Annotated in this window: 13 protein-coding genes; 11 read left to right on the top strand and 2 right to left on the bottom strand. The window is 65.9% G+C overall.

Annotated elements, in window-relative coordinates; all coding sequences use genetic code 11:
• Positions 1 to 9: 9 nt before the first annotated feature.
• From G554_RS0105650 to dprA, 11 genes are all read left to right on the top strand, one after another.
• Entirely contained in the window at positions 10 to 669 is a 660-nt protein-coding gene (locus G554_RS0105650; RefSeq protein ID WP_027587140.1) for a succinate dehydrogenase cytochrome b subunit, read from the top strand.
• Positions 669 to 2693, top strand: a complete 2025-nt coding sequence (locus G554_RS0105645; RefSeq protein ID WP_154654193.1) for a fumarate reductase/succinate dehydrogenase flavoprotein subunit — start codon at positions 669 to 671, stop codon at positions 2691 to 2693. The genes G554_RS0105650 and G554_RS0105645 overlap by 1 nt, the downstream gene beginning before the upstream one ends.
• Positions 2690 to 3463, top strand: a complete 774-nt coding sequence (locus G554_RS0105640) for a succinate dehydrogenase/fumarate reductase iron-sulfur subunit (protein ID WP_027587138.1) — start codon at positions 2690 to 2692, stop codon at positions 3461 to 3463. Before G554_RS0105645 ends, G554_RS0105640 begins: the two co-directional genes overlap by 4 nt.
• Before the next feature lie 198 nt (positions 3464 to 3661).
• Positions 3662 to 5074, top strand: a complete 1413-nt coding sequence (locus G554_RS0105635; protein WP_154654192.1) for a hypothetical protein — start codon at positions 3662 to 3664, stop codon at positions 5072 to 5074.
• Between the two features lie 116 nt (positions 5075 to 5190).
• Complete coding sequence (gene rplS, locus G554_RS0105630; protein ID WP_027587136.1) at positions 5191 to 5544, top strand: 50S ribosomal protein L19; 354 nt, start codon at positions 5191 to 5193, stop codon at positions 5542 to 5544.
• Between the two features lie 138 nt (positions 5545 to 5682).
• The gene (gene lepB / locus G554_RS14945) at positions 5683 to 6480 is read left to right on the top strand and encodes a signal peptidase I (RefSeq protein ID WP_051232537.1); all 798 of its coding nucleotides are present in this window, start codon (positions 5683 to 5685) and stop codon (positions 6478 to 6480) included.
• A 20-nt stretch (positions 6481 to 6500) separates the two neighbouring features.
• Positions 6501 to 7115: a ribonuclease HII gene (locus G554_RS0105620; RefSeq protein WP_027587135.1), complete on the top strand. Its 615-nt coding sequence runs from the start codon at positions 6501 to 6503 to the stop codon at positions 7113 to 7115.
• On the top strand, positions 7112 to 7420 hold the full coding sequence (locus tag G554_RS0105615) for a DUF2469 domain-containing protein (protein WP_027587134.1): 309 nt from the start codon (positions 7112 to 7114) through the stop codon (positions 7418 to 7420). The genes G554_RS0105620 and G554_RS0105615 overlap by 4 nt, the downstream gene beginning before the upstream one ends.
• 125 nt (positions 7421 to 7545) lie before the next feature.
• Positions 7546 to 7992: a YraN family protein gene (locus G554_RS0105610; RefSeq protein ID WP_027587133.1), complete on the top strand. Its 447-nt coding sequence runs from the start codon at positions 7546 to 7548 to the stop codon at positions 7990 to 7992.
• Positions 7989 to 9524 carry a YifB family Mg chelatase-like AAA ATPase gene (locus tag G554_RS0105605; protein ID WP_036924803.1) on the top strand — a complete coding sequence of 512 codons (1536 nt, stop codon included), beginning with the start codon at positions 7989 to 7991 and terminating at the stop codon, positions 9522 to 9524. Before G554_RS0105610 ends, G554_RS0105605 begins: the two co-directional genes overlap by 4 nt.
• Positions 9521 to 10708, top strand: a complete 1188-nt coding sequence (gene dprA, locus G554_RS14940) for a DNA-processing protein DprA (protein WP_051232535.1) — start codon at positions 9521 to 9523, stop codon at positions 10706 to 10708. The genes G554_RS0105605 and dprA overlap by 4 nt, the downstream gene beginning before the upstream one ends.
• Before the next feature lie 19 nt (positions 10709 to 10727).
• On the opposite strand, the gene G554_RS17570 is transcribed toward dprA, so the two are convergent.
• Together G554_RS17570 and G554_RS0105590 are read right to left on the bottom strand one after the other, a co-directional pair.
• Positions 10728 to 10883 carry a hypothetical protein gene (locus G554_RS17570; RefSeq protein ID WP_154654191.1) on the bottom strand — a complete coding sequence of 52 codons (156 nt, stop codon included), beginning with the start codon at positions 10881 to 10883 and terminating at the stop codon, positions 10728 to 10730.
• Positions 10884 to 11018: 135 nt separating this feature from the next.
• Positions 11019 to 12119: a sensor histidine kinase gene (locus tag G554_RS0105590; protein WP_027587131.1), complete on the bottom strand. Its 1101-nt coding sequence runs from the start codon at positions 12117 to 12119 to the stop codon at positions 11019 to 11021.
• Positions 12120 to 13238: the final 1119 nt, after the last annotated feature.

The following is a 13238-nucleotide window of genomic DNA, read 5'->3' as shown; positions in this document are numbered from 1 at the left end:
AAGGCCCTCATGGCCGTCACCGGACTGGTCCTGGTCCTCTTCCTGCTCTTTCACATGTTCGGCAATCTGAAGATTCTCATCAGTGTCGAAGACTTCAACCATTACGCAGGGTTCCTGCGCACCATCCTCAACCCGATCCTCCCAGGTGACACCTTCCTGTGGATGTTCAGGTGCGTCCTGCTGCTGTGCGTCATACTGCACATCTGGTCGGCCTCCCGGGTCACCAAGCAGAACGTCGCGGGCAGGGGCGGTGCCGGACGCTACTCGATCAAGAAGTCGCTGTCCCCGAACAACACCTACGCTGCCCGCACCATGATCTGGAGCGGCATCATCATCGTGCTGTTCGTGGTCATGCACCTGCTGCAGTTCACCATCGCCCCGGCTGCCTTCGGCAACCCGCACGACGGTCCTGACGGGCGCGCCGGAATGGTCTTCACGGCCTTCGGCAACTGGATCTTCATCGTGATCTACGTGATCGCGATGGCAGCCATCTGCGCCCACGTCAGCCACGGGTTCTGGAGCGCCTTCGCGACCTTGGGCGCCAACGTCTCCGGGATCACGCGCAAGGTCCTGCGGCTGTGCTCCTGGGCGGTCGGAGCCGTCATCTTCGTCGGCTTCCTGGTGCCTCCCTTCCTCATCTTCTTCAACATCGTCGGGGGGGCCAACTGATGTCCACTTCAGCCAAAGAGACCAACGCCGAACTGGCCGGCCAGTACTGGCAGGCCGGTGAGGAGATCCACGACACCAAGGCGAACGTGGCCCTCACCATTGACAAGATCTGGCCCGATCGCCAGTTCACCTCACGTCTGGTGAACCCGGCCAACCGTCGCAAGATGACCGTCATCATCGTCGGTACCGGACTGGCCGGCGGAGCCGCGGCTGCCACCCTCGGTGAGGCCGGCTACCGCGTCGAGAACTTCTGCTACCAGGACTCGCCGCGCCGGGCCCACTCCATCGCAGCCCAGGGTGGCATCAACGCCGCCAAGAACTACAAGTACGACGGCGACTCCGTCTACCGGCTGTTCTACGACACGGTCAAGGGCGGCGACTACCGCGCCCGTGAGACCAACGTCTACCGGTTGGCCGCGGTGAGCGCCAACATCATCGACCAGTGCGTCGCCCAGGGCGTCCCCTTCGCCCGCGAGTACGGCGGCCTCCTCGACAACCGCTCCTTCGGCGGCGTCCAGGTGCAGCGCACCTTCTACGCTCGTGGCCAGACCGGACAGCAGCTGCTGATCGGCGCCTACCAGGCCCTGGAGCGTCAGGTCAACGCGGGCACCGTGCACATGCACACCCGCCACGAGATGATCGAGCTGATCGTCGCCGACGGTCGCGCCCGCGGCATCGTCACCCGCGATATGGTCACCGGCAAGATCGAGGAGTGGTTCGCCGACGTCGTCGTGCTGGCCACCGGCGGTTACGGCAACGTGTTCTTCCTGTCGACCAATGCGATGGGTTGCAATGTCACCGCCACCTGGCGGGCACACCGCAAGGGTGCCTTCTTCGGCAACCCGTGCTTCACGCAGATCCACCCGACCTGCATCCCGGTGGCCGGCGAGAATCAGTCCAAGCTGACCCTGATGTCGGAGTCGCTGCGTAACGACGGCCGCATCTGGGTGCCCAAGAAGGCCGAGGACTGCGAGAAGGATCCCCGCCAGATTCCTGAGGCCGACCGGGACTACTACCTGGAGCGGATCTACCCCTCCTTCGGCAACCTGGTTCCCCGTGACATCGCCTCCCGGCAGGCCAAGTACCGCTGCGACGAGGGGCTGGGTGTCGGGCCGAAGGTCAAGGAGATCGACCCCGACGGCACCGAGCACATGCGCTCGCGCGGCGTCTACCTGGACTTCTCCGAGGCGATCGGTCGGCTGGGCAAGGAGGCCGTCGAGAAGAAGTACGGCAACCTCTTCGACATGTACCAGAGGATCACCGACGAGAACCCCTACGAGGTTCCGATGCGGATCTACCCCGCGGTGCACTACACGATGGGCGGCTTGTGGGTCGACTACGACCTGCAGTCGACCATCCCAGGGCTGTTCGTCTGCGGGGAGGCCAACTTCTCCGACCACGGTGCGAACCGGCTGGGTGCCTCCGCCCTGATGCAGGGCCTGGCTGATGGCTACTTCGTGCTGCCGAACACCATCACCGACTACCTCGCGGACTCCCCGAAGTTCCCGGCGGTCGACACCAAGCATCCGGCGGCGGTCGCCGCCCGCCAGGATGCCGAGAGCCGGGTCAACAAGCTGCTGTCCATCGACGGCACCCGCACTGTCGACTCGATCCACAAGGAACTCGGCCACATCATGTGGGAGTACTGCGGGATGGAGCGCAACGAGGCCGGCCTGGTCAAGGCGATCGGCCTGATCCGCAACCTCCGCAAGGAGTTCTGGACCAATGTCAAGGTCACCGGCGTCAACGAGGAGCTCAACCAGACCCTCGAGCGTGCCGGACGACTCGCCGACTTCCTGGAGCTCGGTGAGCTGATGTGCATCGACGCGCTGCACCGTCGTGAGTCCTGTGGCGGGCACTTCCGTGCCGAGTCCCAGACCGAGGAGGGCGAGGCGCTGCGTCACGACGACACCTATCAGTACGTCGCCGCCTGGGAGTGGACCGGTGAGGGTCACAAGCCGGTGCTGCACAAGGAACCGCTGATCTACAAGTCGATCCAGGTCAAGCAGAGGAGCTACAAGTGAAAATCAATCTGCGTATCTGGCGCCAGCGCAATCAGGCCGAGAAGGGCCATCTGGTCCAGTACACCCTCGACGGGGTCTCCGGGGACATGTCCTTCCTGGAGATGCTCGACCTGCTCAACGAGCAGCTCACTGCCACGGGGGAGGATCCCGTGGCCTTCGACTCCGACTGCCGTGAGGGTATCTGCGGTCAGTGCGGTGTCGTGATCAACGGTGTGCCGCACGGTGGCCAGGGAGTCGCACAGCCCGTGCGCACCACCACCTGTCAGCTGCACATGCGTTCCTTCGCCGACGGCTCCACGATCACCATCGAGCCCTGGAAGGCAGCTGCCTTCCCGGTGCTGCGGGACCTGGTCGTCGACCGCTCGGCGCTGGACCGGATCATCGAGGCAGGTGGCTACATCTCGGTCAACACCGGTGCAGCTCCCGATGCCCATGCCGTTCAGATCAACAAGAAGCGCTCCGATCGCGCATTCGACGCCGCCACCTGCATCGGTTGTGGCGCCTGCGTGGCGGCCTGCCCCAACGGTTCGGCGATGCTCTTCACCTCGGCAAAGATCACCCACCTGGCGATGCTCCCGCAGGGCCAGCCGGAACGGGTGCTGCGCGTCAAGTCGATGGTGGCGCAGGAGGACGCCGAAGGGTTCGGTGGCTGCACCAATATCGGAGAGTGCGCGGCGGTGTGCCCCAAGGGCATTCCGTTGGAGTCGATCAGCCAGCTCAACCGTGACCTCATCGCCTCGCTGTTCAAGCACGACGGCAAGGAAGATTGAGCTGATCGAGGCAGGGGGACGACCCCCTCGCAACCCCCGTGGCGGGGGCTCTGCGCAGGGGTGAGTCCCAAGTTGTGTCGCCAGGATGGGCCGGTTCCTCGGGACCGGCACATCTGCCGTGTCGGGCAGGATGCGGATCGTACATTGATCGCTTGTGAATCCCGTGGGTGGATTCAGGACCTCGAGGGAGGGCGCTTCGTGACACACAACAAGACCGCCGTTTGGTGGCGAGTGGTCTGGCGATACATCCTCAAAGTGTTGGCGACGCTTCTCGCGACCATCGTCGGGTGCACAGTGCTGCTGGCTATCGGGTTCGCGATTCCCAACGGGCGGATCATCAACCAGGTCGTCGCCCAGTCCCGGAGCGGGCTCAACTCGGCCAGCTATCAGCCGAACGGGCTGGGCAACCGGACCGACACCTACACCGAGACCATCGGATACTGCATCGGCGTTCTTCCGGCGCACTCGCAGATGCCGCTGTGGAAGCGGGTCTCGATGGTTCCGCGGTGCACCGGGGGACCTCAGGTCGCGGTGATGATGGGGCACTTCAAGAGGCACCCGAACGAGCTCACCGGTGGCGCGAGCCCCTATATCCGCTACTGGTCCGGCTTCTCAGTGGTCTCCAGGCCTGCGCTGGCACTGGGCGGGGTCTACATGGCTCGGGTGGTGTCGTTGTTGTGCCTGGTGGCCGCGGTGTTCTACCTCGCCGTCATGCTGGCGAAACGCGCCGGCCTGTGGGCGGCGATCGGGCTGATCGGCGTCTATCTGGGCACCACCGATCTGTTGGCGCTGACCTCGCAGTTCACCCACGCGCTGGCCCAGGCGACCATTCTGGCCACCGGGGCCATGGTGCTCCAGCTGAGTCGCAGGTGGCAGGCGGCCGGCTACCTGGCGGTGATTGCTGGCGGGCTGTTCGCATTCATGGACCTGTTGACGAACCCGCCGGCCTCCTGCGTCCTGGCCGTCGCGATGGCCGGGCTGGCCGGCTGGACGAGCAGCCGCAGGATTCGCACCACGCTCGCCTTCCTGGCCTCCTCGACGCTCGGCTGGCTTGTCGGCTTCGTCGGCACCTGGGTTGCCCGATGGTTCGAGGCGATGCCCTACAACGGCTGGCGCACGACGGTCAGCAACGTGAGGAACACTGCGAAGTTCCGTCTCGATGGCGACGTGTCATCTACTGGCCGCCACTACGCGGTGAATCTGGAACCCGGAGCGACCACCATGACGAATTTCCGCATGTGGCTGTCCTACCCGCTCTCGCAGTACGTGCTGACAATGGTGATCGTGCTCGCCCTGGTCATCATCGCGTGGCTGCTCCTGCGTGACCGTCACAGTCTGGTGGGGATGCTCGTCCTACTCATTCCCGTGCTGTATGTCCCCGGCTACCTGGAGATCATGAAGAACCACTCCCAGATCCACAGCTGGTTCGTCTTCCGCGACGTCGCGATGGGCGTCGCCGTGATCGCGGCAGTGAGCCTGCACTTCCTGGAGGAGAAGGTGCGGCCTCACGCCGTGCCGGTGGTTCTGCGAGTCCGTGATGACCCAGCCGGTATCCGAACCACAGAAGGCTCCGACGACACGAATGGCGCCGCGAGGCCGAGCATGTCATAATTGTGGACTGTGCCTGTCGGCGCCGGCTCCTGCCACGGGGGGATCGCCCGGCCAGGCGGGTCAGACAACAGACATCAGAGACACCAGGTGACCTGTGGCACCGGCGAGGAACTTCCATGAGCAATGTCATCCAGGAGATCGACAAGGCCGCGATGCGCGACGATCTGCCCGACTTCCGGTCGGGCGACACCATCCGGGTGTACGTCAAGGTCGTCGAGGGCAACCGCTCCCGTGTCCAGCTGTTCACCGGCGTCTGCATCTCTCGCGCGGGCGGTGGCATCCAGGAGTCCTTCACCGTCCGCAAGCTGAGCTTCGGCACCGGTGTCGAGCGCACCTTCCCGCTGCACTCACCGATCATCGATCACATCGAGGTCGAGCGTCAGGGCCGGGTCCGCCGGGCCAAGCTGTACTACCTGCGCGGTCTGCGCGGCAAGGCCGCCAAGATCAAGGACAAGCACGCCAACCGGTGAGTCCGTCTCACTGCACCTTCTGAGGGGATCCCCGCTGCGGCGGGGATCCCCTCGTGCGTCCAGGGTGCTGACTAGAATGCCGATGGCGTTGCTGTCCGGGAGACTCCCGCGTCCAAGACATCGCCGGCAAGGACGACCGTGGCCGCCAGCAGTCCAGCGGATCCCCACCTGGAGGATCCCAGCCCTACCGATCAACCCCCTCGATGGCGCCGGTTCCGCAGCGGTGTGACCGAGCTGGTGGTCATCGTGGTCGGTGCCCTGGTGATCTCGGCCTGTCTGCGGGCCTTCGTCGCCCAGCTCTTCGTGATTCCCTCGGGGTCGATGGAGCAGACCCTGGAGATCGGCGACCGGGTCGAGGCGATGCGGGTGATGGACTTCCACCGCGGCGACATCGTCGTCTTCAAGGACTCCCAGCACTGGCTCGGCGGTGACCCTGCCAAGCGGTCGGTCGGCGGTCAGATCCTCGAGTTCATCGGACTGGTGCCCAACACCAGTTCCAACTATCTCATCAAGAGGGTGGTCGGGATGCCCGGGGACACCGTGGTCTGCTGCACCCCGCAGGGTCAGATGACCGTCAACTCCAAGGTCCTCAACGAGACCTCCTACCTCTACCGCGAGGGCGGCCAGACCGTCGCCCCCTCCACCATCTCCTTCAAGGTGGTCGTGCCCAAGGGCCGGATCTTCGTGATGGGCGACCACCGGGACGCCTCCGGGGACTCCAGGTTCCATCTGGATGACATCGGCGGGCAGTACCAGGGGTCCGCGGCCTTCGTGCCGGTTGGCGACGTCGTCGGCCCGGCGAAGGCCGTCGTCGTCCCGCTGTCGCGGATGAGGATCCTGCACATCCCGGCGACCTTCGATGGAATACCCGACCGCTCGGCCTCTGCCCCGGCGCGCGCCAGCATCTGCCTGGGGGAGACCTGCAGCGGATCATGAACCGGGTCGGACCGGGCCCGATGGGGCCAGAGAGGTTGCTGCGCAGGCTCGGCCTGGGACCGGTCGCCGGCTGCGACGAGGCCGGACGGGGAGCCTGCGCGGGACCCTTGGTGGCAGCCGCAGTGATCCTGGAAGAGGGTCGTGCAGGGCGGATCAGCGGGCTTGCCGACTCCAAGAAGCTGACCGCCAGGGCTCGGGAGCGGTGCTTCGGCCAGATCGTGGCGCACGCCAGGGCCAGCGCCTGGGTCGCCATACCGGCCGCCGAGTGCGACCGGCTGGGAGTGCAGGAGGCCGATATCCAGGCCCTTCGCCGTGCTGTCGCCCAGCTGTCGGTGCGACCGGAGTACGTCATCAGCGACGGGTTTCCCGTCGATGGTCTGGGAGTGCCCGGACTGGGAATGTGGAAGGGCGACGCTGTGTGTGCCTGCGTCTCGGCGGCGTCGGTGGTCGCCAAGGTGGTGCGGGACCGGATGATGGTGCAGTTGGACGCGGAGCTGCCCGGCTACGGGTTCGCGATCCACAAGGGATACGCCACCCGCTTGCACCAGCAGCGACTCGAGGAGCTGGGGCCCAGTCCCCAGCACCGGCTGACATATGCCAACGTGGCCCGAGCGGCTAAAGTGCATGCATCATGAGTGCCGATGATCTTGACGAGTACGAGAGCCGTGTGGAGCTTGAGCTCTACCGCGAGTACAAGGACGTGGTCGGGATCTTCACCTACGCCGTGGAGACCGAGCGCCGCTTCTACCTGTGCAATGCCGTCGACCTCAAGGTGCGTACCGAGGGCGGCGACGTCTACTACGAGGTGTCCATGGCGGATGCCTGGGTGTGGGACATGTACCGGCCCTCACGGTTCGTCAAGACCGCCAAGGTTCTGACATTCCGCGACGTCTCCATCGAGGAGATCGTGCACTCCGAGCTGGAGGTTCCCGACAAGTAGTGCCGGGCCACCGGGCAGGCTGCCTGTGGACAACTTCCCAGGGAGGAATTCACAGGGAATGGTCTGTGGATAACTGACCGGTCGGGCTTCTCACCACGATAACTGCTGGTGAGGAGGTGGTTCCCATGTCACCCGCCACACCCCCGTCGGACCCGGCCCCGGTCACCACTGCGCGGGGAGCTGCGCTGCGAGGTCGCCATGACCGTCGTGCGCGCCTCGGCGCCTGGGGAGAGGATGTCGCTGCCGCCCATCTGCGCGAGCTCGGCTGGCAGGTGCTGGCTCGCAACTGGGCCTGCGAGCTGGGCGAGATCGACATCGTGGCCATTGAACCCGGCCCCTCACCGACATCGCAGACCCTCGTCCTGATCGAGGTGAAGTGCCGGTCCGGCACGGCCTTCGGCGATCCGTTGGAGGCCATCACCGCCGCCAAGATCCGGAAACTGCGGGCCCTGGCAGTGGCCTTCGTCACCTCCACCCCCGAGTGGATACCGAGGATCCGGCTGGACGCGATAGGCATCCGGCGGGTGGCCGGCGCAGATCCGGTGGTCGATCACGTCCGGGGCATCTCATGAGTGGGGCGAGTGCCTGGTCGGTGGCACTGGTCGGCATGGAGGGCGCCATGGTGGAGGTCGAGGCGGCCACCGGTGGCGGACTGCCGCGCACCGTCCTGGTGGGTCTTCCCGACGCCGCTCTCTACGAGGCGCGTGACCGGTGCAGGGCTGCGGTGGGGGCATCGGGACTGAGATGGCCCGAACACCTGCTCACCATCAATCTCACCCCGGCCTCGTTGCCGAAGGCGGGCAGCCATTTCGATCTGGCGATAGCGGCCGCGGCACTGGGCAGCGAGGAGGTGGTCGACACCGCTGTGATGAGCTCGGCCGTGCTGCTCGGAGAGCTCGGCCTGGACGGCAGGGTCAGGGCGGTGAGGGGAGTGCTGCCGGCGCTGCTGGCAGCACGGGCAGCAGGCTTCACCCGGGCAGTGGTGCCCGCCAGCCAGTACAGGGAAGCATCCCTGGTGAGCGGGCTGACGATCTGGGCGGTTGCTGAACTCGTCGATCTGGTGAGTGTGCTGGCCGGCAGGCCGACGGGTCCGGCCCCGTGCGCCGATGAGGAGGATCCGCCCGAGACGGGACCGGGCCGATTCGTGGCGGATCTCGACGAGGTGATCGGACAACAGGAGGCCCGTTTCGCTCTGGAGGTGGCAGCTGCCGGGCGCCACCACCTGCTGCTGAGAGGGGCACCAGGATGCGGCAAGTCGATGATCGCGGCCCGGCTGCCGAGCATTCTGCCCCAGCTGGTCGAGCAGGAGGCCCTGGAGGTCACCGCGCTGTACTCGCTGGCCGGCACCAACCCCGCTGGCGATCTCATCTGTTGGCCGCCTCTGGCCGAGCCCCATCACAGCATCTCGATGGCCGCGATGATCGGTGGCGGAGCCCGCATTCCACGACCCGGAGCGGTATCGCTGGCTCATCGGGGAGTGCTCTTCCTCGATGAGGCCCCGGAGTTCCCGCCACGCGTGCTCGACTCGCTGCGCGGGCCTCTGGAGAGCGGCTGGGTGACCATCGGGCGGGCCCTGGCGCAGATCCGCTACCCGGCTCGTTTTCAGTTGGTGATGGCCCTCAACCCCTGCCCCTGCGGGATGGCAGACGACCCCTCAGGGCGCTGCAGGTGCACCCCGCAGACCGTGATGAGGTACGGCGCCAGACTCTCGGGGCCGGTGCTGGACCGGGTGGATGTCCACCAGCGGATGCGGCCGCTGAGCAGTGCGGCCCTGATGGGGGCGCAGCTGATGCCCAGAGCGGAGTCCAGCGCCGTGGTGGCCGCCCGGGTGGCCGAGGCCAGGGCCAGAGCCCGCCACAGGTTGGCGGGGACGCCGTGGCTGGTCAACTCCGATGTCTCCGGGTCCTACCTGCGGCGTCGTCTGCCACCACCTGAGCAGGCCGGACTGCTGGAGGACGCACTGGCCAGCGGCCGGCTCAGCGCCAGGGGAGTCGACAAGGTGCTGCGGATCGCCTGGACCCTGGCCGATCTCGCCGGCACGGATCGGGTGGGAGACACCCAGTTGAGAGCAGCCATGGCGCTGAGACGAGGAGAACTGGCATGACAACGCAGGAGTGGACCGGGGAGAGGCTCGCCAGAGCCTGCCTGTCGGCCGTGGTGGAACCCGGCAGTCTCATCCTCAAGGCGAACCTGGTGAGGTGGACCGGCGCCCAGTTGTGGGAACGGGTGCAGGCCGGCAAGGAGCATCCGCCCTGGCTCGCACGGGCCGAGTCGCTGGATCCCCAGCGGCTCGTCGAGGCGGCCGAGAGGTTGGGGATGAGGTTCATCATCCCCGGCGACCCGGAATGGCCCCAGGGCCTGGACGACCTGGTCACCGGCCAGGCGCACCAGGAGATGGGGGGTGCTCCGGTGGGCCTGTGGGCCCGCGGACCGCTGGACCTCGCGGAGGCTACGGCCGCATCGATCGGAATCGTCGGTTCCCGGGCGGCCACTGGCTACGGCCAGGATGTCGCGATGGACCTGGCCCACGAGCTGGCCCGGACCAGTCCGATGATCGGGGCCCCACCGCCGTGGACCATTGTTTCCGGTGGCGCCTATGGAATCGACATCGCGGCACATCGCGGGGCGCTGGCGGCAGGCGGTGCGACGGTGTGCGTGCAGGCCTGCGGGCTCGATCAGCTGTATCCGAAGGGCAACTCCGGAGTTCTCAGCCGGATCCTCGCCGAGGGGGTGATGGTCTCGGAACGGTCGCCTGGGAGCTACCCCACCAGACCGGGGTTCCTGGCACGCAACCGGCTCATCGCGGCCCTGTCCACCGGCGTCGTGGTGGTGGAGGCCTCGGCCCGCTCGGGGGCGCTCAGCACCGCCAACTGGGCGTACAAGCTGTACCGGCCGCTGATGGCGGTGCCCGGCCCGGTGACCTCGAGCAGATCTGCTGGTCCCAACCAGTGGATTCGTGACACCAGGGCGATTCTGGTGCGCGACGCCGACGACATCCGATGCGATGTGGGCCCCATCCAGCCGGACCTGCCACTGGAACCGGGACCAGCGCGAGCGATGGACGCGTTGCCACCCGATGTTCGCGACGCCTATGAGGCCCTTCCCTCGAGGGGATCGGTGGGGGCCGACGAGGTGGCCCAGGGGGCCGGTCTGGGAATCGGGGTGGCACTGGTGTGCCTGGGAGTACTGGAGGACCAGGGGATGGCGTTGCGCCACGATGACGGGACCTGGTCGGCCAGACTGACGCACCTACCGGGACCCGGCGCCGGGACACTGGCAACGGGCTGAGCCAGAAGGCGGGGGAGGCTCAGCCGCGGCACTTCTGCAGCGCTGCCAGGGTCTTGTCCATGGTCGGTGTCTGGGCGTACTGCTCGACCCCGAAGAGTTTCTGCAGGTCCGCCAGGTCGGTGCCGGCGCACCAGGCCTGGGTGGAGTAGGTGAGCGAGTCGCCTGCGAGTGCCATGGCGAACCTCTCCTGAGCCCAAATCTCAACAATGCTCGACTGATCGATGTGAGCTGAGAATGCTCGGAGCATGGTGCTGCTGTGCCGGGGTGCTCCCCGCGTCATGATGGCACACCCTGCGGTGTGGCCTCGTACTCAGGAGAACTGTCCGTCGGTCATGGAGACGGGAACTGACACCGTCACCGACCAGTACCCGTCCGACAGCCGGGTCTTGAGGGTGCCGTTGATCCCCTCGGCCCGTTCCCGCATGCCGATAATGCCCAGGTCGTCACCGAGGTAGGCGGTATTCGTCGCATTCGTGGCGGAGACTGCGAGCCGGGATTCAGAGGCTCGCACGCTCACCTCGCAAGGTTGGCTCGGATCGGCGTGCTGGAGGATGTTGTTGAACGCCTCATGGGTGATGCGGCCCAGCGCATTCGAGATCACCGGGCTGAGGGTCTCGATATCGCAGTCGGTGTAGATCTCCAGGCTGAATCCGGCCTGTGACAGGCTGGCGTGACCGCGCTGGAGTTCTGCGGAGAAGGTGACCGGGGGTGAGGTGCGCCCCACCCGCAACAGTCTCACGAGCTTGGTCACATAGGCCGAGCTGCGCCTGCTTCGTGCTGCGATCTCGACCAGGGCCGCGTCGCGGTCGGCCCCCGGATCGATGCGGGCCGCCTCGGCGGCCATGGTGATGAGTGCTAGCTCATGGGTGAGGTTGTCGTGCAGTTCGGCGGCGATCTCCCGGCGCTGGGCCTCGGCCCTGACCGCGAATCGGTGGCTCTCGGTGAGCTCCACCCGTCGCAGAGCCAGGCCGATCACCCATGGAAGCGCATAGAAGCCGCACCACAACAGCATCGCCTGGGCATCCTGGGCCGCTGTCGTCGTTCTGCGGAGGGTCAGCCCCAGGGAGACGAGATATCCCCACAGCGATGTGAATCCGGCGGTCCACAACTCCCCGTGCCATGCGCACGAGAGAATGACGATCATCGGGGCGTAGAGGGTGGTGCCGACCAGCTCGGCGGGAAGCAGGGCCAGGCCGCCGAACCCGATGCAGCTGATCACCGCGCCGATCCTGGGGCGCCAGGCCGTGAGGCCGGCGCCGGCGCAGGCGACCACCCCCGCCACCAGGGCCAGTGCGGCCTCGGTGCCGGGATGGAAGGGCAGGACGTCCGGCAGGAGCAGCAGGCCGGCCAGACCGACCTCCACAGCCCCGCTGCCCAGGAATCGACGCAGCGTGGTGGTCCGGGTTCCCATGGCCACGATGGTAGATGGTCCGTCACGCAGAGCCTCGTTGGGATGACGAGATGGGATGATGCAGGTGACATCGTGCTACGAGGATGGAGTTGCGATGATGACCTGTCAGCTCGGGCGCCTGGTCGCGACGACTCTCACTGTGGCGTTGCTGGTTGTCAGTAGTCCTGCGGTGAGTCAACTGGCCGCATTGTGCGACAAGCTCCCCTGGTGGCCGAGCTGCCACAGGGCGATCGAGTGAATCCGATTTCTCCTATGGCGAAGGCGGAGCAGGATTCAACAGACATCTTGAAACAAAGGGTTGCAATTCTCAAAAAGAGTGACGCGCTAATAGACCTCTTTGTAGGATCGCCAGATAGCGTGACCACAGATCCATACCTCGCGGGATTCGGGGTCACTTTTGTGGCTGTGGGGGATAGACCTCCCCTTGCACAACCAGCAAGAACTGTTTGTGCGTGTACTAGCTGTTTCTGTAGGACTAGGAGTTCTATGGGGGCGTCGGAAACGAAGAAATGAGAACACGGGCGACAGCACGCGTAGTTTACAGTGAACCAGTGTTCTGGGCCAGAAGTTCATGGTCAGTCTGGTTGGACTCCGATTGTGTCGAATACCACGGTTGGGCCCGCGCATTTGGCCAGTGGTGACAGGCCGGTCCTGGTCAGGTGGGCCAAGACCGCGTCGAGTATGGGCAGGTATCGAAGAAAAGAAGTCGTGTGTTTTCATCGAGTAGTACGTGGACACAAAATGCACAATGAGCAGCAAAGAACAGCATTGGAATGGATGTGTATCAACTGATCGTGCTGAGGCACTGATGCGTGGACGGTTTGTCCGCGGGCGCTGGCTGGTGGCACTGGCGGGTCTCCTGGCGGTGGTCATTGTTGCCCTCATCGGAGCTGGTCATGCGTCGACTTTGAGCGGAGTCCGGTGCGCATTGGTGGGATGCCCGAGTGCTCCGGTGGTGACCACCCCCGGGCAGTCGGGTGATGAGGGTCTGGTGTCGCGGAGTTTCTCGATCTCGGGCACCATGCGGTTGGGGTCCGGGCAGGTGACGCGGGTCGAGGACCGTGTGGAGATGTCCTGGCGCTCGGGCACCCCGTCCTTCGGACACACTCTGACGATGTC

The organism is Acidipropionibacterium thoenii DSM 20276, assembly GCF_000423445.1.
Taxonomy (GTDB): Bacteria; Actinomycetota; Actinomycetes; order Propionibacteriales; family Propionibacteriaceae; genus Acidipropionibacterium; species Acidipropionibacterium thoenii.
This window is presented reverse-complemented; position numbering and strand designations above follow the sequence as displayed.

Coding starts and splice junctions, on each gene's coding strand:
- G554_RS0105650 (WP_027587140.1), top strand. CDS start 10: ATGGCCGTCACCGGACTGGTCCTGGTCCTCTTCCTGCTCTTTCACATG.
- G554_RS0105645 (WP_154654193.1), top strand. CDS start 669: ATGTCCACTTCAGCCAAAGAGACCAACGCCGAACTGGCCGGCCAGTAC.
- rplS (WP_027587136.1), top strand. CDS start 5,191: ATGAGCAATGTCATCCAGGAGATCGACAAGGCCGCGATGCGCGACGAT.
- G554_RS0105620 (WP_027587135.1), top strand. CDS start 6,501: ATGGGGCCAGAGAGGTTGCTGCGCAGGCTCGGCCTGGGACCGGTCGCC.
- G554_RS0105615 (WP_027587134.1), top strand. CDS start 7,112: ATGAGTGCCGATGATCTTGACGAGTACGAGAGCCGTGTGGAGCTTGAG.
- G554_RS0105610 (WP_027587133.1), top strand. CDS start 7,546: ATGTCACCCGCCACACCCCCGTCGGACCCGGCCCCGGTCACCACTGCG.
- G554_RS0105605 (WP_036924803.1), top strand. CDS start 7,989: ATGAGTGGGGCGAGTGCCTGGTCGGTGGCACTGGTCGGCATGGAGGGC.
- dprA (WP_051232535.1), top strand. CDS start 9,521: ATGACAACGCAGGAGTGGACCGGGGAGAGGCTCGCCAGAGCCTGCCTG.
- G554_RS17570 (WP_154654191.1), bottom strand. CDS start 10,883: ATGGCACTCGCAGGCGACTCGCTCACCTACTCCACCCAGGCCTGGTGC.
- G554_RS0105590 (WP_027587131.1), bottom strand. CDS start 12,119: ATGGGAACCCGGACCACCACGCTGCGTCGATTCCTGGGCAGCGGGGCT.